We start from the raw sequence: 22,580 nt of genomic DNA on the forward strand, positions 1-22,580 counted from the left end.
TGCATTAATTAAAATTCTTCGTAAGTTGCAGGATCCTGATTATGGGTTCGGCCATCAGGCTTCGTCAAAGAAGCAATGGTCTTCATGTCTTCTGGAGTAATCTCGAAGTCAAAGACGTCAAGGTTCCCACTTTGTCTACCAGGATTGGCTGACTTAGGAATTGGAAGTGTCCCTAATTGAATCTCCCAACGTAAGATCAATTGACCAACATTCTTGTGGTATTTAGCAGCCATGTCAACTAGAACTGGGTTCTTCAGCATTTCACTAGCACGACCAAGTGGACTCCAGTCTTCGGTCAAGATGCCATGTTCGTCGTCATAATGACGCATGTCAGCTTGGTTGAAGTATGGATGGAGTTCAATTTGGTTAATGGCTGGCATAACGCCCGTTTCATCAACTAATTTATCAAGGTAATCAGGTAAGAAGTTGCAGACACCAATCGTCCGGATTAAGCCATATTGTTGGGCATCAATCAGTGCTTGCCAAGCTTCCACGTAGTTGCCTTCTTTAGGATTAGGCCAGTGCAACAAGTAGATATCAAAGTAATCTAAGTTAGCCCGGTAAAGAGACTCTTGGATGGCATCAACGGCACTCTTACGATCGTAGTAACGACCAGGTAACTTGGAAGTTACCAGTAAATCAGAACGACGAACGTTTGAATTTTCAATTCCACGTCCAACCGCTCCTTCGTTTTCGTAGTTATAGGCAGTGTCAATTAAACGGTAACCCTTATGGATGGCAGAAGTGATTGCCATGGCACCTTCAAAGCCCTTTAACAGGTATGTTCCAAAGCCAATCTTTGGAACTTGCATCCCGTTACTTAAAGTATAATATTCATATTCCATGATGAGAACTCCTCTCAATATGTTTCTACAGTAAGGATAAGCGGAATGTATATTCGTTTCAAGTAAGTCGATTTGTGATATGATAGTAGTTACGATTTAAGAGGTGATAACGTGAAGAAACAAGCAAAAAATAATGGATCATTCAACTTTCGGGGATTCTTTCACCTAATTCGTGAAACCAAACCCCGCTACTGGCAGTTAGTCGTTGGTCTTCTTCTGGGACTCATCGCAACGGGAGCCCAACTGACGGTGCCAAAGATTGCTCAGGTCATGGTTAACGACTTTGCTAAAGGAGTTAGTCTACTCCTAGTCTCCGCCATGATCGTGTTATTCATTTTAAGTGCATTAATTAACGCCGGATCAGGGACCCTACTGGGCTTCTTCGGTGAAAACGTGGTGGCCAACCTCCGGGAACTACTGTGGGAGAAAATGGTCAAATTAAACGTCCACTACTTCGATAGTGTAAAAACCGGGAAGATGATTTCGCGTTTGGTTAGTGATTCTGACCAGATTAAAGACCTGTTATCAGTGTCATTTCCCAATACCATTACGTCCATTTTCCAATTAATTGGAGCTCTGATTATCATGCTGATCATGGACTGGCGAATGGCTTTAATCATGTTCATTGCCATTCCAATTGTCATGATTGTCATGCGTCCGATCATTAGAAAATCCAGTCAGATTGGAAAGTCTAGACAGGACCAAATGGCTGATTTTAGTGGGAAAGCTCAAGAAACATTAAATGAGATTCGCCTGGTAAAGTCATCAAATGCTGAACCATATGAAACCAAGGCTGGTTCCAGCTTAATTCACAACCTATATCGGGTTGGTTTAAAAGAATCCGTCTATGATTCAATTGCTGGTCCCATCTTGAATACGGTCATGATGGCCATGATCGTTGGAATCCTTGCCTACGGTGCCCATCGAGTCGCAATCGGGGCCATGACAATTGGAACCATGTTTGCCTTTCTAATGTACCTGTTCCAAATCATTGGACCAGTTAGTATGCTTGGTCGATTCATTACCGACCTTTCTAAAGCCAATGGTTCCACTGAACACGTCAGAGAGTTACTTACCGAGCCCGAAGAGGACTTTGCCTCCGGTTTTTCAGACGACATTGGTGGAAAGACACTTCGTTTAAACGATGTAAGTTTTGCGTATGACCCTGACGAACCAGTGCTAAAAAACGTTAACGTTGTCGCTAAACCCAATCAGACCACGGCGTTTGTGGGACCCTCTGGAGGTGGAAAATCTACCATCTTCAGTTTGATCGAACGCTACTATCAGCCAACGTCTGGGACACTCACGATTGGAAACGAAAATATCGATGACATTAATCTTTCCAATTGGCGCCACCAGATCGGCCTAGTTAGTCAGGATTCGGCCATTATGGCCGGAACCATTCGCCATAACCTGACCTATGGACTAAACGAAAAGTTTACAGATGACCAACTTTGGCACGTATTGAGCCTTGCTTATGCTGAAGGATTTGTCAAAGAGATGCCTGAAGGACTTTCAACTCAAGTTGGTGAACGTGGTATTAAGGTCAGTGGCGGTCAGAGACAGCGTTTGGCAATTGCTCGTGCCTTTCTCAGAGACCCTAAGATTCTGATGTTAGACGAAGCAACCGCTAGCCTAGATTCCCAGTCAGAAGCCATGGTTCAAAAGGCGCTTGGTCAACTAATGAAGGGCCGTACGACCCTCATCATCGCCCATCGCTTAAGTACCATTGTCGACTCGGATGACATTTACTTCGTTGATCATGGTGAAATTAGTGGTCACGGAACGCATGAAGAACTGATTAAGAAGCTACCGAAATACCGTGAATACGTTAAAATTCAATTCAAAAAATAAGAAATTCAGAAATGAATTTCTTTTTTTGTCCCACAAATGAATTTAATCCTGTTATACTATTAAGAATTCTTTAAGAAATTGGAGGTTACATTTGATGGATAATAAAAAATTATCATTATTTGCGTTAGTTTTGATGATATTTACTTCCGTCTTCGGATCAGCGAACATTTCCAGAGCGTTCTACTTAATGGGGTATGCCTCAATCATCTGGTATATCCTAGCAGCGCTCTGTTTCTTCATCCCGTTCGCGTTTATGATTGCGGAATTTGGCGCGGCTTTTTCCAAAAAGCATGGTGGCATCTACACTTGGATGAGTGAATCAGTCAATCCCAAGTTTGCCTTTACGGGCATTTCAATGTGGTATGCCTCTGCCATTATTTGGATGGTTAACACCAGTTCAGCAATCTGGGTCCCACTCTCAAATGCAATCTTCGGGGTTGATAAAACCTCCGACGGTCACTTGTTTGGCCTCTCAAGCGTTGAAACAATTGGAATTCTGGCTGTGATCTTAATGATTATAATCACGTTTATTGCTACCCGTGGAATCAGTCAGATTCAAAAAGTTACTTCCATTGGTGGCTTTGCGGCCATGTTAACCAACGTCATCCTGATTGTCGGTGGTGCCATTATTCTCTTAATTAATGGTCATACCTTTCAACCACTGTCTTGGAAGGCCATCCTGGTTTCCCCTAATCCTCAGTACGATTCACTAATTAACGTTTTAGGATTCGTCGTTTACGCCATCTTTGCGTACGGTGGTCTTGAAACCATCGGTGGACTAGTCGATCAGACCAAGACGCCCGAAAAGACCTTCCCAAGGGGAATCACGATCTCAGCTTTAACCATCTCGGTGGTTTACTCCATCGGAATCTTCATGGTTGGTGCTTTCACTAACTGGAGCCAAGTTCTAGGTTCACACCACAACATTAACCTAGTTAACGTGCCTTTCATCATTCTGAACAACTTTGGTTACCAACTGGGAACGGCACTCAACTTCTCTCACGGCGTTTCAGTTGAGATTGGCATGTGGGTCAGTCGTTACGTTGGAATTTCCATCTTTCTTGCCTTAAGTGGAGCTTTCATTACCCTCATCATTTCACCAATCAAGACGATTGTGGAGGGAACTCCCAAAGAGATTTGGCCGAAATTCTTTACCAAGATCAACAAGCACGACGTTCCCGGAAACGCCATGATGATCCAAGGACTACTTGTAATTGCGTTCATCTTGATCATTTCCTTTGGGGGACAAAGTGCCAAGGCCTTCTTCAACATCTTGGTTCAGATGACCAACGTGGCCATGGTCATTCCGTACTTATTCATCGCCTTTGCCTTTATCGGGTTTAAAGCTAATTCCAAAATCAAAAAGCCATTTGTATTCTATAAGAATCCATTGATTGCTAAAATCGCAGTGTGCGTGGTCATGTTGACGGTTGGCTTTGCCATCATCTTTACGATCATCGCTCCCGCTTTGAGTGGGAATTATGTAAGTAGCATTTGGATGGTAGTTGGACCCGTCATCTTCGGGATAATTGGTTACCTGTTGTACCATCACTACGAAAAGAAATACCTAAAAAATAATTAATCAGAATAGGGCGTCCCTTAAGTGAGGGACGCCCTATTTTTCTGCTTCTTATATCCCTTAGCTTGAAAACGTTGACTCATGTATAATAGTTACAAGACATCGTTTACCGCAAAACACTAAGAGGAGAAAACATTTATGGAATTATTAGTTTCAATGTTTCCGATACTAGTTCCAATTATTCTGCTGGGATTTTTAAACATGCCAGCCTTAAAGGGAATGAGTGTAACGGCAATACTTGTTATTTTAGCTAGTCTATTCATCTGGAAAATGCCATTGAAGGCTCTCGCAGCTTCAGCCATTCAAGGATTTCACAAGAGTTTGACAATTGCGTGGATTTTACTCGGAGCTCTCTTACTACTCCGAGCCCTTGAGTACACTGGATCAGTCGATCGTATCAACGCTGGCTTTACCAAGTTAACCACTGACATGCGCCTACAGACAATCCTAATTGTCTTCTTATTTGGATCATTAATCGAGGGTGTTTCTGGCTTTGGTGCTCCAGCAATGGTCACAGCGCCCCTATTAATCGCTTTAGGCTTCAAGCCCCTTTCGTCAATCGTCTTAGCACTAGTGGCCGATTCCACCGCTGCTTCATTTGGGGCCGTGGGAACGCCGCTAACGGTTGGATTAAGTAACACGGTTGGAACCGCTGAAATGGGCAAAGTTGGATTAAAAATCGCTAACCTAGAATTAATCAGCGGAACCCTGGTACCACTGATTTTAATTGTCATGTTAGTTTTTCTTCTTCCTAATCAACACACTCAAAACCGCCTTAAGTCAGTCTTACAGGTTACCCCCTGGTGCATTGCCATTGGCCTTGTCTATTCCATTTCTAATATTGGTAGTCAATTACTTTTGGGATACGAATTAACCTCCGTTATTAGTCCCATCATCGCATTGGTGATCGCAATTTTGAGTATCAAATTCAACATTTTATTACCCAAGGACGTTAAGAAAAATCCGTGGAAACAATCACCAAAAATTACTATCAAAGAACCCAAAACTAACATTTCACTTGCGCGCGCATGGATGCCATACGTTCTCGTGGTTGTCTTGTTGGTCATCCCCAAACTAATCCGTCCGATTCACGACTGGTTAAACACTCATGTTAACTTGTCACTCACGAACATTCTGGGTTTTAAAGCCATCGATTCAAGCTGGCTTCTCCTAGCGTCACCCGGAACCGTATTGCTAATTGTGGCGTTATTAACGGTCTTATTACGAGAAGAGTCGTTTCGATCCTTTTCTAAAGAAGCATGGGGCGTCGTTAAATCCATGAAGACGACCCTTTTGACGCTAATTGTCACTCTAATCATGGTCCAAGTCTTCACGAACACGAATTTCAACGGAGCTGACCTTGACAGTATGCCAGGATACCTCGCGTCATTCATGGCCACTCACCTCCACGGGGTTTGGTTAGCAATTGCTCCCATCTTAGGAGCCGTTGGTTCGTTTGTGACAGGTAGTACGACCGTCTCAACGCTAACCTTCTCTTCGATTCAGGCCGACGTGGCCATCGATGCTGGGCTAGACAAGTATCTTATTTTAGCCGGACAAGTGATTGGAGCCGCCGTTGGTAACATGATTTGTGTTTACAACATCGTTTCAGTCAGTGGCGTAGTTGGGTTGAAGGGTGAAGAAGGTAAGGTCATGCGAAAAACAGCCATCCCGGCTGCTGCCTACCTTTTTTTCCTTATTATTTCAATTTTTGTTTTTAAATAAAGTCAAAATAAAAGATCCGTTCCAACTAAGATTTGGAATGGATCTTTTTTCGAATTTACTTTTTAAACGTCCACACTTCGTTAAGCAGAAAACCAATAAAGCCTAGAATCAGGATCAAATCAGTCCACATCACGGAGAGGTGGGAGATTCCAATGATAACTAACAAGAACACGATAAGGGTTACAACTCCACCCCAAACTCGTTGTTTCTGAGTAATTTCACCAGCAATGGCCATCGTTGGATTCTTGATAAATAGGGAAACTGCCCAAACCACGATACAAATCGCGCTCAAAATGATCAGGATCCAATCAATCCAACCAATGGGAAAGCCATAAATAATTTCTTGAATTCCCTCAACAACACTGGTTCCAAACAGAATCATTGCCATTGCGGTCCAAAGTAAACTGATACGACTAGTAAATGCATTTTTCTTCATTTTTAACACCTACCTTTAGCTAAATTCTACCATACAATGTGAGCTGAAAGAAAAATGGCGTTAAAGTTAATTTGCTAGCTTTTCAATTTACACTAAGAGATAATAAAATGAAAACATAAAAAGTGGAGAATATTAATATGTATACAATTTCTGATTATTTGCTAGATCTTTTAAATTATTTAAATGTCAAAGATGTTCTAGGAGTTCCTGGTGACTACAATTTATCATTTTTAGATCACATCACTCGCCGTTCTGACATGAAATGGCGTGGTAATATGAATGAATTAAACGCAGCGTACATGGCAGATGGTTATGCTCGTCAAAACGGCATGGCAGTCCTAGTGACCACCTTTGGTGTAGGTGAACTTAGTGCGGTCAATGGACTTTCTGGAAGCCAAGCTGAAAAAGTCCCGGTTTTAGAAATCGTGGGGACCCCAACCTTAGCTGCCCAATATGACCAAAAATTAATTCATCACAGCCTCGGTGATGGGAACTTTGAACACTTTCAAAACGTCCATAAAGAACTTGGTTTCAAAGTAGAAGCTATCACTAAAGATGATGCTATCAGCGAAATCAATCAAGTCGTTAAGTATGTTTATGAAAACAAACAACCAGGATATTTAGCCCTTCCCGTTGACCTTACCGAAATGCCAGTTAATCCAATTTTTAAACAACTAATCCCTAGTTTATTTAGAAATAAAAACGAACCGCATGACCACTTACAAAATATAGAAGCAATTAGTAATCAATTGAAAAATTCTCATCACCCAATTTTGATCATCGGTGAAGATGTCCAACGTTTTCATCTCCAAGACGTAGTAAGAAACTTCATTATAAATAATGACATCCCCTTTGCAGACATGATCGAAAGCAAAGGCATCATTGATGAAACCCTCCCACAGTTTATCGGAACTTATAATGGCTCCTTATCTAAAGATTTAACTAACCAACTTATTAATAAATCTGATTTGATTTTATTATTAGGTGCCATTCTAACAGATGCCAATACGGGTGGTTTTACCCAAAGCTTTAATAGCCAGAACACCATTGATATTAATGCCAAACGAATTAATTTTTACTCCAAAATAATTAATTACAATGAACAAAATGGCTTTGTTAACCTCATTAAGATAATTAGTCAAACAAGCCTTTCTCAAAGTTTTCCAAAGGGACCACATGATTCCATTAATAACAAATTACCCGTTCCATCCGATAAACCAATCACCCAGGATTTTTATACTAGTGCAATGAGTAATTTCATTCAAAGTGATGACACCGTTATTGCCGAACAAGGGACATCACTATTTGCCCTCGAACAAATTAAATTTCCAGCTAACGTGAAATTTATTTGCCAGCCGCTTTGGTCATCAATCGGTTTTAGCTTCCCCGCCACATTAGGAAGTCAACTTGCTAATCCAAAAAGAAGAAACGTCCTTTCAATTGGTGAAGGATCACTTCTGATGACCATTCAGGAAATGGGATTTGCGGTTAAATATGACCTGAAACCAATTATCTTTGTAATTGATAATCATGGGTATTCAGTTGAAAGAGTAATTCATGGGATGCACGAACCATACAATGACGTTCCTGCATTAAATTACAGCTTAATTCCTGAAGCTTTTGGTGCTAAAAAAAACCAATATAATTATTTCGATGTTAGGACCGAAAAAGAACTGCTAATGGCGATGAAATCAATCGAGAATAATTCTTCCCAACTATCAATCGTTCGAGTCAGCATGGCAGCGTCTGATGCCCCAGAAGATTTAAAGGAGTTTGGAAAAATTATAGCAAAGCAAAATAAGGGATAAAGATATTTCTATGGAAGCACTTCAATTAAAAAAGTTGCCCTTCTGTTTCATTAAAAAATGAGCACCTTAGATATTAATATCTAAGGTGCTCATTTTTTTATTATTTATCTTTGATCCGCAGCCCACTCGGCAAATTGAGACCAAATTTCACGTTTCTGACTTTCATCCTTAGCACCCCTTGAAGCTTTAATGGTAGATGCCAATTTTGCTCGTAAAGCTTTTTTCTGGTCAGGAGATAGATTCTTAACTGATTCAGGAACTTGGATTCGGCCTTCCTCCATTCCTCGCGTAGCTAAGCTTAATGTTCCATGTTCATGGCTGTTTTCAACAAACGACCAGATTGGAATAATGATAAAGAGAACCAACGCAATTCTGGGGAAGAAGAAAGCAAGCACAATCAAAATTACGTATGCAGCAATCGAATAGTTGAAGTTCCGCGCAAAAATGTAATTGAAAACCTCATGCTGTTTAGAATGTTTACTGTACTTAACCTCAGCAATCTGTGAAACAATGATCCGAAAGACGACTAATAAGATTAACGAAAGGGTCCCGTAAAGCATTACCGTAATTTTTGACGTATCATCCGTCATCAACTTGGTAAAAGTAGGAACCAACGACATGAAAAATAAAAAGATCAAGTCCATTACGACCGTCTTATTCGCCACCCGTTCGGTGTCATTAAAGACCTGAGCGTGCTGATACCACAAGTTGCCAACAAAACAAAAGCTGACCGCATAGATTCCAATGGCCCGAAAGAGCACTAGATAATCAACGCTTCCACCAATCTTTTCGATCGGTAATTCCAATACCATCACCGTAATGATGATGGCAATAATGGCGTCACTGAAGGCGTCCAAACGGTCTTTCATTCTCTTCTTTATCTCACCCATGACCTCACCTGCTTTATTAAATTAACATAATTATAGCACGCCCCATGAGAGAGTTTAAGCACTACATTAAAGTAACCTGATTATATTCGGCATAGCCAACGTTAGCGTCAGCACCACCCACGGGCATCTTCTTCATGCTAATCCCAACTTGACTAACGTTCGGATCAAGCAAAATGTTGCGATGACCCCATGGACGGTGATCGAAAGTTTGTGCATCGTTATAGACGTAGAGGTTAAGCATGGTATAAGCACTATCTTCGGCACTAGTGTCCTTTAAGGCATTTACCTGCCCAATGCATTCAGCGTATGGTCTACTATCATTATTATCATGTCCATAACTACTTGGTCAGTTTGAGACAACTTGCCTAATGCGCTGGTTGGAAATATCCTGGGCTTCCTTAGTTTGATGAACAGATTTGAGACCACGGGCATTTCGCTCACGATTAAGTAGTGCGATAAATTTAGTTTGATACTCAGTATCAAAAGCTGACTGGTGCGCGGTGCTATATGCTACCGGAGTTGCTTCTTGTTTAATCACTTGTCTATCCGCCTTCTTATGTATTGTTTGCTTCGCTGAAACGATCATTGGACTTTTAACTTCAAATGGAACACTAACGCCCACCGTTATCATTCCTACCATTAACAAAACGATTACCAATTTTTTCTTGGCATTTTTCATACCTTGACCACCTCTCCTTAGATTTAAATACGATACTTAATCATATTTGAGCTAATCAATTTAATTATTTTGTAAAAGCTAGCAAACTTAATAAATAAAAAAGACTATCATCTAAATGATAGTCTTTAATTAAACAAATTATATAATAATTATTATCAAAAGACAAACGAATGCAGTAATTAATTGATTAGATGCATCACGCTGCCTTCACTTTTAAGGTGTTCCATCTGCCTTGGATCCGTACTTGATGTTCCAATTCAACGTTGCATCATAGTTACCTGTTTTCCCGGTTGCACTTCCAGCATAATTCATTCTGAGATCAAGGCCTTGATGTAATCCCCACTTAATGGGGTTAGTGATCTTACCTTCTTCTTTCTTCCCAGGATAATTATACACCTGTGCGCTCCCAGTTCCGGGCTGCAAGATGGTCGGTTGATTACTCTTTAAATCAAAGTAAGCAAGTGAAAACGGTGAGTTCGGTCTTCCAATCTCGTGGTTATTTTCCGGAGTATTCTCCTGTGACAACCATACACTGTATGGACTCTTAACTCGTCTGTCATCAGTTAAACTAGCTACTTCATAACCCTTGCTTATGTCAATGGGAGACTTGTTCTTCCCCATCGTTCGCGGTTGTAAATACTGATCCTTAAAGAAGTAATCATTTTGAACACCGTAATCCAGGTCCTGTGGCTGGTTCAAAACTACTGAACCGTTCCAGAAATTGTAGGTTTCCTTTTTACCCTTAAACTTAAGATCATCCCGATTACGATCCGTTCCAGTAAGTTCAGGAATTGAACTCATATTATCCGGATTATTGTCACCTAACTGTAAATCAGCGGTGATATCGGTTACCATTCGTCCATTCATGTCAGGTAAGTTATGAATCGTAATCTTTTTGGCATTCTTAAAGTCAGTGTTGGAGTTCTTCCCACTAATCTGGTAGTCCTTCGTATCACTAACCGTATAATCACTTTTACTAATTGGACTTCCATTAACGTTAATATTATTAATGTTCTTAATGCTTGGAACGACAAAGGAATACGAACCATCTTTGAATTCAGTTCCTTCAATCATGTTGTGCAGTGAAATCTTATATTGAACCTCACTGTTATTCTTCACGTCGGTCAGATTATTGGTCCAAGTGTTGCCACCATCATTTGACATCTGGTTTTGTAAAATCACTCGTGGTTTGACGTTGTCGTAAGGATTACTCGACATTTCAACGGTAGCTTGACTTGATTTGACCACTCCGTCATCTGGCGTAGTAAAGTTACTTCCCTTCGCCGTGACGGTATTTTGCTTCGTATTCGGATTTGGATCAGTAATAATGGTTCGAAATCCAACTGAATCTGGCTTCCCATCATCATCAATTGGTTCAATTCCGTTAGGATACTCCGCCACAATCTGATCGTTATCATCAAGACCACGCATCCCTAAGTTAGCAATGTTATCGGTCACCTTAACGTTATCCCATGAATTTCCTAAACCATTGTCCTTGTAATTATAGGTGTCAACTTTATAAAGGATTACATCCCCAACTTTCGCATTGGTAACGCGATCCTTAAAATCATTAGGGTCAATCTGCTTGATCATGTCGTTAGCTGCGTTTTGATCACCATCGTAGGGATCGATATTCTTGTATTTTCCGTCACGTTGTAAGGCACTCAAATCACAAGCTAACTTCTTAACTCCTGGGATTTGCGGAATTTCGGTGTTTGCGATGGCACTGATCATGTTCAATGCCCCAGTGGCACCAGTGAATCCCCACCAAGCATAATCACCCTTAAACTGATCAAGGTTAACGTTCTCAGTGGTAGTGTGTTGATCCACACCACTTACTGGATGACCAGACTTCGGATCATTATAGGTTACCGTTGCGGTTGCATGATCAGACTTAGCGTTTCCATTAGGAGTCCAACTGTTGGGCATCCATTTGTAAGTAACTGGGATCCATGTTCCCTGTCGATTAGTTAATGAGGGAGTTTCACTGTAGTCGTGATGATTAATCCCGATATGATCTTCCCATCTCCGTGAATCAAAGGGACCGGTATATTCATTAGGGTAAATGAAGGCCGTATGAGGAATTCCCTTTGGTAACTTGTGATCACTAAAGTCTCCATTATAGTAAGGGTCAAATTCAAACGATAAGGCATTGTGAATAAACTGAGTTCCCAGATAAGCTTTGGTTGGATCCTTTCCATGATGGATTTCAGCGGAAGCCTGACGCACGTTTCCGTAAGACCCTAACGATTCACCGGACGACCCGATCGCGTCTGGTTTGTCATTTTGAAGGGTAAAAGTTAATCCATCGGCTAATTTCTTCGTATTCTTCGGGTTCTTCATGTAAATATAAAACTTAATGGTAAATGGCTTCTGTAAATCTACCTGATTTCTCCACCACATGGTTTGTGCCGAATGATCTTCACCGTTATTATCGGTAACCACCTGAACGTTTGGATACTTCTTCTGAATATCCTCGTTGGGTTGAACCCCTGCAAACATGAACTTATCCATGGCAGGACCCGATTCTGGTGGTTCAGGAATGTTATACGGATTATTAGGATCCGCACTGGCATTCATCATCATGCCACAAATCATGAATAAAGCAGTACACACCACTCCTACTAATAGCTTATAAAGTACTTCTTTTTTTATTTTCATTTTTTCTCAATTCTTTTTATTTTTCTTTTTGTGATATATCATTCGACAAATCCAAAAAATAATCCAAATTTCGACGGTCATCAGAACCGCAATCATTAGCGGTTCATGCGACCTTGCTTGGTTTGATAATTTCAGTGGGGTAAATGTTTGGTGTAATCGGACTTTTTGTTGACCTGATTGGATGTTTACGTCCATTCGGTACTTACCAGTCTGCAAATTTTTATGCGGGATTACACATGCCAAAGGAGTATTCGGCGCGATGTTAATGTCCGGATACTCTTTACTTTGGTATAATCGTCCGCCATGAAAGATTTTCACTCGCATTTTGGCATGTTGAATCAACTGTGGGTAATTATTACTAATCGTAACTTTAAAAGCGTTCGAACAATTATAATTTCCACTCTCAATTTTTGAAATTTTTAAGCGATCTAATTTCAATGCATCCTGCTCACTTAATGAAACCCCAATGACATAACTGGCCAGACTATTGACCTGCTTGCTATTTTCCGCTGGATCAATCCCGGTCGCAGTTATGCCCGCAAGTTCAGTTCCAACGATCTTAGCATTCGTCTTGAGGTAATAACGAACCACTTGATTAGAACTAGGTTGAAGTGTCACTTTTTTTTCAAGTTTCCCAACTACTTGTTTAGAAACGGCACTCCTACGATTTACTAGTGCCTTTGGGTCATCATATGAAATGTTTCCCGTAGGTGTCGTGGTTGCGTTATTTAACGTCAAGCGAACCTTCATTGGATACGCCCCATAATTCTTTAACAGAATGGGTAATTGATACTCATGATTCGGTTTGGCCCGAATGGCAAAGTATTCTTTTCCCTTCTGAAGCGGCAGCCCTCCAAAGATCGGAGTGGCAGAAAATGACGTGTAGTCCTTTGAACTTGCTTGAGAAGTCATTGGTGCAAAGAGACCAATTAACAAAGCTCCAACTAAAATTACACTTTTAATTAGTTTTCGCATTTGAATTTTTTATTTCGAATTTTTAGATTCCAACTTCTTGATGAAATGACGGTTTAGCACAATGAGAAAAGCAATGAACAAGAGGATTGCTCCTGCGACCATTGTTCCCCACTGTAGCATCTGACCGGTCTGAGGCAACTTACCTTGTTGCTGTCCACTAACAGCGACTGTTGGCGGAATCTTAGTGCCTTGCTTGGCAGCTGGAGCCGGAGTTTCATTAGCCATATTTTGTGGCTTGGGTTGTGGTACCGGTTCTGGTTGCGGCTTCTGAGGATTTGCTCCAGGTTTAACTGGGCCAACCGGTTTTACATTTTTACCAATCCTAACGGTTGCGTTCGAATTATCCTGACTTTTGGCAAATGAAGTAACGCTTAAACCTAATCCAATTGCGACTAAAACAGTCATTCCAACTAACAATATTGACTTGAAAACTTTAGAATATCGTTTTCTCATTTAAACATCTCCCAACCTACTTTACTTTGGTTGATCGTTTCTTTTATCAAGTTCTGCTTGTTGTTGTGCAATCAAATTCTTTTGTTTTCTGTGTTGACGATATAAGACGTAGCACAAAATTAAGATCAAGATCAACAGGATAATCAAGAGGATGATCCACCACCAGTTCTTGTTGGCGTTGTTAATGGCAGCCTGCGTAATGGTAATGTGGAAATCTTTTTCAATTGTCCACTTATTTCCATTGTTATCAGAAGCTTTCAAACTTAAGTGGTAATTACCCGGTAATAAAGCATTTTTGCCAAATTGATTGGTAAAGTTAAAGTTTGAATTTGGAGCCATGCTCAATCCATTTTGATTGGACTTACTCAAAATCTTGCTAGGATCACTCTTACGATAAATCTTGTCTTTGATCTGCATTTGGTTAATCGTAGTGGGTTTTTCGTTTGCTAACTTAGTGTAAATCACTGGTTGATTAGCAACCTTACCCGGTTTGATCGTTTGTGCTGTCAATTTCGGCTTGATCGGCTGATTATTGTTATCACGCAGATAAACCGGCATTGCCAACGCAAACTTATTGTTAACACTGACTCCCTTTAACTTTGCAGCCTCTGGTGGTAATTGTGGCTTAATATATAATCCACCCAAGATGACTCCGTTATAAGTTTTATCAGGTGCTTTCACATTAAAATTAACGTTAGTACTCTTATTTGGTCCCAAATTAATGGTCTGTTTCTTTCCATCTTGAACCAAATCTTTAAACTTATACTTTAAAGTCTTATCAACTGGCAAATTCTTAGTGGGATTTAGTGCAATTGCACCTCCGCCAGAAGTAAATGCTGTCGTTGGTTCAATACTAAATGATTGGGATGACTTTGATAAGTTAACAATATTCAAACTGATTTGCTGGGTTTGACCCGGCTTAGTCTGAACGAAAATCACCCCATCCTGTTTAATTTGATTTTTAGTGTAGTTCGGTTTAACCGCAATTGATGGACCTTGTGAAGCATTCGTTTCCCCGATCCCCATCATTGGAATCATCAAAAAGATTGTTGCAACAGCAAGTAAAAACGGCACCCAGACTTTTTTCAATCTTGATAAAATTACAATCACGTCCTAATTACTTAATTAATTCCCCTATTTACTAAAAAGAAGACAAACCTTACTTGGAATGTCTTCTTCACTGTACAATGCATTATTAAAAATAACTATTAAGCAGTTGGGTTTTGTGGACCAGCAGCATTAAGAGTCCAAGTGATTGGTGCATTGTAGTCAGCAGGATTTACATTAGCTGGCATATTTAAACTAGCATCAGTGCTCTTTGAGTAATCAACACTAGTTGTACCTAAACCTTGACCAGGTTGTACAGAAAGTACTTGTGAAGCGTTGTTAGCTCCGGCAGTTAATAGTGGCGTATTAACAGGAACGTTATTGTCATTATTTAAACCGCTACCTTGCTTCAATTGAATTCCCCAGCCATTGCCTTGAGTGTTTTTGCCATCACTAAAGTTACTTAATGCAGCTGTAACGTTGTAACCAGCACCATTTGGTTGATCTTTAACGGCACGACCATCGGTAACAACCAATTGTGGTTTTCCAAGACCAGTTTGGTTATCGTGCAAAGGAATGTTAGTTTGTGGAGTTGATGTGTTAGCAGCTTCACCGAAGTTCAAGTCAGGAACTTCTTGTAAAGTCAAGTATCCAGTTCTTACTTGAACATGGGCATTTGATTCTCCTGATACTGAACCCGTAGTGTCGTTAGCAGTTGTGCTAGTGTCTGCTGGTAACGTAGCAGCGTTAGCATTAACGTTACCTACAGCTACTGACAAACCTAAAACGGCTGCTAGTGAAGCCACACCTAAGACCAATTTCTTACCAATATTTGCTTCCATAAAAAACTACCTCCAAAAAATATAAATTTTTGTTGTTACTAAATTACATGTTTGTGATGGCGACGAGCACATTACAAACACATAACTTAATAACATTTTTCACAAGGACACTGCATTACTAAACTGCTAACTTACCCGAAAGCAATGGGAAAGATTCACAATTCTTGTAATTTCTTCACAATGTTCGTCTAAACGCTTTCCACTCGCGCTTCAACATTATTAGTATAACTTATAAATATACTGTTTGGCAAGCTTTGTGAGAAAAAAATAAAAAAATAGTGATGATTTAATAATCATCACTATTTCACTTACTTTTTATTATTCAGTTAGACTAACTCTATCTTAGTACCAACCGTGTGATTGCCAGAATGATTGTGCACCACTCCATGAACCATAACGTGAAGTTACGTATTGGTTAGCAACTCTATCTTGGTTAGCTTGTGAATAGTCACCATTTAAGTATGACTTAGATAATTGGTACTTACCGTAGTAGTTACCATTTGAAGCAGTGTATGAGCCACCTGATTCACGTGAAGTGATCCAAGCTTTGGCTGCATCATCGCCGCCATTACTTGAAGTGTTATTATTTTGATAGCTAACACTTTGAGTTGGCTTTACAGTATTAGTTTGTACAGCATAACTTCTTTGGTTAGTTGGTTGTGCTGGTTGAGCATTGTTGTTATTTTGAGCAGCTGGCTTTGCAGCAACGTTAGCTTGTACAGCAGCCTTTGGTGCTGGTTGAGTAGCAGCTTGTTGTTTTACAGGTGCTTGAACCTTAGCAGCTGGTGTTTGTACTTGAGCTTGTTGTGCTGGTTGAGCAGCAGCTTGTTGTTGTGCAGGTGCTTGAACCTTAGCAGCTGGTGCTTGTACTTGAGCTTGTTGTGCTGGTTGAGCAGCAGCTTGTTGTTTTACAGGTGCTTGAACCTTAGCAGCTGGTGCTTGAACAGCTTTAGTAGTAGTCTTTGGTGCTTGAGCATTAGTAGTTTGTGCTGATTGTGATACTGCGTTTGGAACAGTAACACCAGTTGGGATTACTAATCTTTGACCAACAGTAATTTGGTCAGCATTTTGTAAATGATTAACTTTAGCGATTTCATTTGCAGAAACTTTGTATTGTTGAGCAATTTCTGAAATGGTGTCACCTGATTTAACTGTAACGTTAGTTGAAGCGTGGGTGGTGTTAGCACCTACTGCTAATAAACCTAATGCTGCGGCACTTGATAACACGACTGCTTTAATACTTTTTGACTTCATAATGAATAATCACTCCTAATCTAATATTCTAATTCTAATTTTTTCGTTTTCCGGTATTCTGTTTTTTAACTCGTTGACCTCCTGTATCAATCAACAATATATATAATAACCGCTAAACATTACACACAAATAACACAACGTTTAAGAAATCAGGGGATTTCTGTTATTTTGTAACATTAGTAACATCTTTTGCAACATAACCCCCGATTTTCACGTCATTTTTACCGATTTGGGCCTAAAATTGTCATTTTTGCTCTTTTTTGGGTGTAATCTTCATCTCATTTCTCTTCAATTCATTGTAAAAGTTCGTTGACAAGTCCATTTTTCGTTAAAATTAACCTTATTTCCTCATTTTTATCCAGTTTCTACCATAGTAATGAAAATTCAAGTAACATAAATGTTTCAATTCCAAAGATGTTAAATCAAATTCATCAAACATTCTATCTTTAAATTAATCCCATTACTATGGTAGAAAACTTTTTAAAATGAACTTTTTAAATTGGTAACTAAATTAACATGACGGGCTTTTAGACCATTTTAAGACCTGTACCAATTTGACCCCTTCAAATTTATTTTAACTTATCCATAATGAAGAAATGCGTCAAGTTAGGAATAGTTTAGATAGCGCTTTCATATGTGAAACAATAAGGAATAAACCACTTTTTTTGGTGGCAGTAGTGTTATATAATTGGTCTTGTATACGAATAACTACAATTATTTAAAGGAGTGAGTATTAATGGCAACTGCTAACCGTGCATTATTTATGCTTTTCGGTGGTACTGGTGACCTCGCCTTGCGAAAGTTATATCCAGCCTTGTTTGAACTTTACAAAAAAGGCAGTATTGACAATCATTTCGCACTGTTAGGTTTAGCTAGAAGACCTCACACCGATGAAGAATTTCAAAAGATGGTTTTGGATTCTATTTCATCAGAAGCAGATAATCAAGAACAAGCTGAAGAGTTTGCTAGTCATTTTTACTTCAGATCTCATGATGTTACCAACGTGGAACATTATCGAGCTTTGAGTAAATTAGCCGACGAACTCGACAAGAAATACGAACTTGATGGTAATCGAATCTTTTACGTTTCAATGGCACCCCGATTCTTTGGAATCGTTGCTAAAAACTTAAAGGACGAACACGTTCTCTCTGATAATGGTGGCTTTAACCGTTTGGTAATCGAAAAACCATTTGGTCGGGACTACGATTCTGCTGAAAAATTAAATAACGAATTAACAACTGCATTTAAGGAAGATCAAATCTTCCGTATTGACCATTACTTAGGTAAAGAGATGGTTCAAAGCATTCCAGTTATCCGATTTGGTAACCCCATTATTGATGCCGTTTGGAACCATAATTACATCGATAACATTCAGATTACGTTATCAGAAAAACTTGGTGTTGAGGATCGAGCCGGATACTATGATACGGCCGGTGCCCTCCGTGATATGGTCCAAAACCATACCATGCAAATCATGACCCTGCTCGCAATGGACAAGCCAGCATCATTTGTTGATACTGACGTTCGGGCTGCCAAGATTAAAACCTTGGAAAACATGAATTTCTATGACACAGAAGGAGTTAAAGAAAACTTCGTTCGTGGTCAATACGGTGCTGGAAGTGGCTCAGCTGCTTACCGTGATGAACCAGATGTCCCACACGATTCAAACAACGATACATTTGTCGCCGGAAAAGTTACTTACAAGCTCCCTCGTTGGGAAGGAACTCCTTTCTACGTCAGAACCGGTAAGAAGTTAGCTGCCAAAGCTACTCGAGTTGATGTTGTCTTTAAGAAAGATATCAACAATATTTTTGCCAAAGCATATTTGCCAGATACTCTTAAAACGAACGTCCTTTCAATCCTAATCGATCCTCGTGGTGGAATTACATTGAGAGTGAACGTCAAAGACTCCAAACAAGGTTTCCATACTGAAACCATTGATCTCGATTATCTTCAAAATGATGCGCGAGCTTCTGAAGTTCCACAACCATACGAACGTCTCTTCCATGACATTTTAAATGGTGACCACACCAACTTCGCAAGTTGGCCTGAAGTGGCTGCCGCATGGAAGTACGTTGATCCCATTCAAAAGTACTGGGATGAAACCCAACCAAACTTCCCTAACTACGAACCAGGGTCAATGGGTCCAAAGGCTTCTGACGAGTTATTAGCTCGCGATGGGCACAGTTGGTACTTCCCTGAAGAAAAGTAAAGAAAGTGCTTACAATTTTGAAGTTTCTATTTCACAATTCTAATGTGAAATGGTAAACTACTAGTGTAATGAATTAACATATATATTCGAAAAGGAAGGTATATTATGGCTGATAAAAAAGCAAACATCGGTGTTGTTGGTATGGCTGTCATGGGTAAAAACCTTGCCCTCAACATTGAAAGTCGCGGTTACACAGTTGCAATCTACAACCGTACTGCAAGCAAGACTGAACAAGTAATGAAGGATCACGGTGACAAACACCTGCTCCCTAGTTACAACGTCAAGGATTTTGTTGAATCAATTCAAAAGCCTCGTACAATCTTATTAATGGTTAAAGCTGGTAAACCAACTGACGCCGTTATTGATGAATTATTACCATTACTTGACAAGGGTGACACTCTTATCGATGGTGGTAACACTAACTTCCACGATACAATGGCTCGAAGTGAAAAACTTGCTAAATCAGGTATTAACTTCATCGGAATGGGTGTTTCCGGTGGTGAACTTGGTGCCCTTAAAGGTCCTTCATTGATGCCCGGTGGTCAAAAAGAAGCTTACGACCGTGTAGCTCCAATCTTGGAAAAGATCGCTGCTAAAGCCGAAGATGGCGAACCATGTGTTACTTACATCGGCCCTAATGGTGCTGGTCACTACGTTAAAATGGTCCACAATGGTATCGAATACGGTGACGAAGAGTTAATTGACGAAACTTTCAACCTCTTGAGAAACGCTGCAGGTTACTCAGTTGATGACCTTGCAAAGATCTTCAAAGATTGGGACAAGGGTGAATTAAACTCATACTTGATCGAAATCACTGCTGACATCTTAACTAGAAAAGATGACTTAGGTGACGACAAGAACAAGCCAATCGTTGATGCTATCTTAGACCGTGGTGCTAACAAGGGTACTGGTAAGTGGAGTTCAATCGATGCTTTAGACATTGGTGCCCCTCAATCAGTTATCACTGAAGCCGTTTACGCTCGTTTCATCTCAATGATGAAAGACGAACGAATGGCTGCTTCAAAGGTTCTTCATGGTCCAGCCAAAGAACCTAAGTTCAACAGTGATGAAATCGTTGAAAAGGCTCGTCAAGCATTATACTTCGGTAAAATCATGAGCTATGCTCAAGGTTTCGAACAAATGCGAATGGCCTCAGAACATTACGGTTGGGACTTGAAGTACGATGAATTAGCTAAGATTTGGCGTGAAGGATGCATTATTCGTGCTCAATTCTTACAAAACATCACCGATGCCTTTGACAAAGATCCTAAGTTAACTAACTTGTTAATGGATCCTTACTTCTCAAACATCGCTAACAAGTACCAAGATTCAGCTCGAGAAGTAGTTGCTTTTGCTACTGAAGCTGGTATTCCAGTTCCATCATTATCAGCTGCTATTTCATACTTCGACTCATACAGAGCTCAAGTATTACCAGCTAACTTGCTTCAAGCACAACGTGATTACTTCGGTGCTCACACTTACGAACGTACTGACCGTCCAGGTAACTTCCATTACCCATGGTACAAAGAACAATAAAATCAAACATTTTAAAAAGATCGACTTTAATAGTCGATCTTTTTCTATATTTTCAGCTAGAAAACAAGCATTCTAGCCTAAAAAGCTGTATTATTATGGTTGTAGTGTATAGTTAAACAATTAGGGAGGAACAAGACAATGTCCGAACGAAAAGTATACAATGATTATTTCTATGACGAACCCGCTTTTAACACCCATGACGGTGGATACATCCCACTTGAGGTGCCTGATGTTCCAGAACACAAACTGAACATCCCCGGGATTCTAAAACCAGACAAGGAAACCGATACCGACATGTGGTATACGGTTGATGCTCAACCTGGTGAAACCCAGATTTTGCCTGGTGAAAAAACTAAAACTTGGGGATATAACTCCAGCATTCTCGGTAAGACCATCATTTTAAAAGAAGGTAAGCACATGCATGTCACCTTGAAAAATGACCTACCGGTTTTGACCACGTTTCACTGGCACGGACTAAATGTTTCCGGTCCGTACGTCGATGGTGGTTGCCATGCTCCTGTTTATCCTGGTACCAGCAATGAAATTGAATTTACGGTGGATCAACCTGCTGCCACACTGTGGTTACACGCTCATCCATGTCCAGAAACCTCGGAACAAGTCTACAAGGGTCTCGCTACTCCAGTAGTTGTTCAGGATGATATTGAATCTAAACTACCCTTCCCAAGAAATTACGGGGTCGATGACATTCCAGTTGTCCTCCAAGATCGTCATTTCCACAAGGGAAATCAATTAAACTACAAAGAAGACTACGATCCTGATGGAGTTCAGGGTCCAACGGCTATGATTAACGGAACCGTTAACCCCTATTTCGACGTTACCACCCAAAAAGTTCGGTTGCGATTCCTTGACGGATCAAACCGACGTGAATGGCGACTTCATTTTGATGATGACTTAAAGTTCACTCAGATTGGTTCCGATGGTGGCATTCTACCTGAACCAGTTGAATTCACTCACTTGATGATGGTTTGTGCCGAACGTGATGAAGTCATCGTGGACTTCAGAGGTTACAAGCCCGGTGACGAGGTTCACCTTTACTCTGATGATGTTCCAATCATGACATTTAAGATTCATGAATTTGCACCTGACGATACCAAGTTGCCAGATCACCTCATTGACATGCCTCCGTTCGCTAAAGTCGATAAGAATGCTCCTGTTCATAAGGCAGCAATGTCTGGAATGGATGAATCCGTTGAAATCAATGGCAAGAAGTTCGACATGCAACGCATTGATGACCGCCAAGAAGTTGGTAAAGAGCGGATCTGGGAAGTTTCTAACTCCAACGAAATGGATGGAGGTATGGTTCACCCCTACCACATGCATGGAACGCAATTCCGGGTTCTTTCAAGAAATGGCAAAGATCCTTATCCAAACGAACACGGATGGAAAGATACCATTGGTGTCAATCCTGGCGAAGTCGTTCGTCTGCAAGTTAAGTTCGATTTCCCTGGCGTTTACATGTATCACTGCCACATCACCGAACATGAAGATGGTGGCATGATGCTTCAGATCCAGGCTTATGATAAGCAAGATCCACACAAGAAGTACAAGTTAATGAATATGGATACCCTTTTGAATGCTCTTTCAAAAGAAGAGGGAATTCCTGTAAAGGACTTAGACATCCCCGCAATGAATTCGTACAAAAAGATGGGAATCCACATGTGTTAATTAAATAACATTTAAGACAGTCGCAATTTTGCGGCTGTTTTTTTGTATCTTAGGTTTGACAATGGGCGCGAAACCAAGAATACTAGAACTATCAATTA

At 40.3% G+C, this 22,580-nt stretch carries 18 protein-coding genes; 7 read left to right on the plus strand and 11 right to left on the minus strand.

Annotated features, from left to right (window positions below; all coding sequences use genetic code 11):
* Positions 1-8: 8 nt before the first annotated feature.
* The gene (locus tag LfDm3_RS06480) at positions 9-845 is read right to left on the minus strand and encodes an aldo/keto reductase (protein WP_039145135.1); all 837 of its coding nucleotides are present in this window, start codon (positions 843-845) and stop codon (positions 9-11) included.
* 111 nt (positions 846-956) lie between these two features.
* Between LfDm3_RS06480 and LfDm3_RS06485 the strand changes: the two genes are divergently transcribed.
* The 3 genes from LfDm3_RS06485 (at position 957) to LfDm3_RS06495 (ending at position 6,003) form a co-directional block, all read left to right on the plus strand.
* Entirely contained in the window at positions 957-2,699 is a 1,743-nt protein-coding gene (locus LfDm3_RS06485) for an ABC transporter ATP-binding protein (RefSeq protein WP_039145136.1), read from the plus strand.
* 94 nt (positions 2,700-2,793) lie between these two features.
* Positions 2,794-4,281 (plus strand): glutamate/gamma-aminobutyrate family transporter YjeM, encoded by a 1,488-nt coding sequence (gene yjeM / locus LfDm3_RS06490; protein ID WP_039145138.1) that lies wholly within the window; start codon positions 2,794-2,796, stop codon positions 4,279-4,281.
* 135 nt (positions 4,282-4,416) lie between these two features.
* Positions 4,417-6,003 carry an L-lactate permease gene (locus LfDm3_RS06495; RefSeq protein WP_039145139.1) on the plus strand — a complete coding sequence of 529 codons (1,587 nt, stop codon included), beginning with the start codon at positions 4,417-4,419 and terminating at the stop codon, positions 6,001-6,003.
* 55 nt (positions 6,004-6,058) lie between these two features.
* Here the strand turns inward: LfDm3_RS06495 and LfDm3_RS06500 are convergent, their stop codons facing one another.
* Positions 6,059-6,439 (minus strand): hypothetical protein, encoded by a 381-nt coding sequence (locus tag LfDm3_RS06500; RefSeq protein WP_039145141.1) that lies wholly within the window; start codon positions 6,437-6,439, stop codon positions 6,059-6,061.
* 137 nt (positions 6,440-6,576) lie between these two features.
* On the opposite strand from LfDm3_RS06500, the gene LfDm3_RS06505 reads away from it, so the two are divergent.
* Entirely contained in the window at positions 6,577-8,247 is a 1,671-nt protein-coding gene (locus LfDm3_RS06505; protein ID WP_039145143.1) for an alpha-keto acid decarboxylase family protein, read from the plus strand.
* Positions 8,248-8,351: 104 nt separating this feature from the next.
* Here the strand turns inward: LfDm3_RS06505 and LfDm3_RS06510 are convergent, their stop codons facing one another.
* From LfDm3_RS06510 to apf, 9 genes are all read right to left on the minus strand, one after another.
* The gene (locus LfDm3_RS06510; RefSeq protein ID WP_191978931.1) at positions 8,352-9,116 is read right to left on the minus strand and encodes a TMEM175 family protein; all 765 of its coding nucleotides are present in this window, start codon (positions 9,114-9,116) and stop codon (positions 8,352-8,354) included.
* A gap of 82 nt (positions 9,117-9,198) precedes the next feature.
* Positions 9,199-9,432: a hypothetical protein gene (locus LfDm3_RS06515; protein WP_404825428.1), complete on the minus strand. Its 234-nt coding sequence runs from the start codon at positions 9,430-9,432 to the stop codon at positions 9,199-9,201.
* Between the two features lie 51 nt (positions 9,433-9,483).
* Positions 9,484-9,816: a hypothetical protein gene (locus LfDm3_RS06520; RefSeq protein ID WP_039145147.1), complete on the minus strand. Its 333-nt coding sequence runs from the start codon at positions 9,814-9,816 to the stop codon at positions 9,484-9,486.
* 213 nt (positions 9,817-10,029) lie between these two features.
* Complete coding sequence (locus tag LfDm3_RS06525; RefSeq protein ID WP_156112371.1) at positions 10,030-12,477, minus strand: lectin-like domain-containing protein; 2,448 nt, start codon at positions 12,475-12,477, stop codon at positions 10,030-10,032.
* Positions 12,478-12,483: 6 nt separating this feature from the next.
* Positions 12,484-13,452, minus strand: coding sequence for a WxL protein host-binding domain-containing protein (locus LfDm3_RS06530; RefSeq protein ID WP_039145151.1), 969 nt, complete (start codon positions 13,450-13,452; stop codon positions 12,484-12,486).
* Positions 13,453-13,461: 9 nt separating this feature from the next.
* Positions 13,462-13,905, minus strand: coding sequence for an LPXTG cell wall anchor domain-containing protein (locus LfDm3_RS06535; protein ID WP_039145153.1), 444 nt, complete (start codon positions 13,903-13,905; stop codon positions 13,462-13,464).
* Positions 13,906-13,926: 21 nt separating this feature from the next.
* Entirely contained in the window at positions 13,927-14,994 is a 1,068-nt protein-coding gene (locus LfDm3_RS06540; RefSeq protein ID WP_156112372.1) for a DUF916 and DUF3324 domain-containing protein, read from the minus strand.
* Positions 14,995-15,113: 119 nt separating this feature from the next.
* Positions 15,114-15,794, minus strand: a complete 681-nt coding sequence (locus LfDm3_RS06545; protein ID WP_039145156.1) for a WxL domain-containing protein — start codon at positions 15,792-15,794, stop codon at positions 15,114-15,116.
* A gap of 342 nt (positions 15,795-16,136) precedes the next feature.
* Complete coding sequence (gene apf / locus LfDm3_RS06550; protein WP_039145158.1) at positions 16,137-17,048, minus strand: aggregation-promoting factor; 912 nt, start codon at positions 17,046-17,048, stop codon at positions 16,137-16,139.
* A 736-nt stretch (positions 17,049-17,784) separates the two neighbouring features.
* On the opposite strand from apf, the gene zwf reads away from it, so the two are divergent.
* From zwf to LfDm3_RS06565, 3 genes are all read left to right on the plus strand, one after another.
* Entirely contained in the window at positions 17,785-19,260 is a 1,476-nt protein-coding gene (gene zwf / locus LfDm3_RS06555) for a glucose-6-phosphate dehydrogenase (RefSeq protein ID WP_039145159.1), read from the plus strand.
* Positions 19,261-19,365: 105 nt separating this feature from the next.
* A complete protein-coding gene (gene gndA, locus LfDm3_RS06560) occupies positions 19,366-20,796 on the plus strand; it encodes an NADP-dependent phosphogluconate dehydrogenase (RefSeq protein WP_010023031.1) in 1,431 nt (476 codons plus the stop codon).
* A 138-nt stretch (positions 20,797-20,934) separates the two neighbouring features.
* Positions 20,935-22,482 (plus strand): multicopper oxidase family protein, encoded by a 1,548-nt coding sequence (locus tag LfDm3_RS06565; RefSeq protein ID WP_039145164.1) that lies wholly within the window; start codon positions 20,935-20,937, stop codon positions 22,480-22,482.
* The last annotated feature ends 98 nt before the right edge of the window (positions 22,483-22,580 follow it).

Origin of the sequence: Fructilactobacillus fructivorans (genome assembly GCF_000814735.1) — a bacterium.
Classification (GTDB): domain Bacteria; phylum Bacillota; class Bacilli; order Lactobacillales; family Lactobacillaceae; genus Fructilactobacillus; species Fructilactobacillus fructivorans.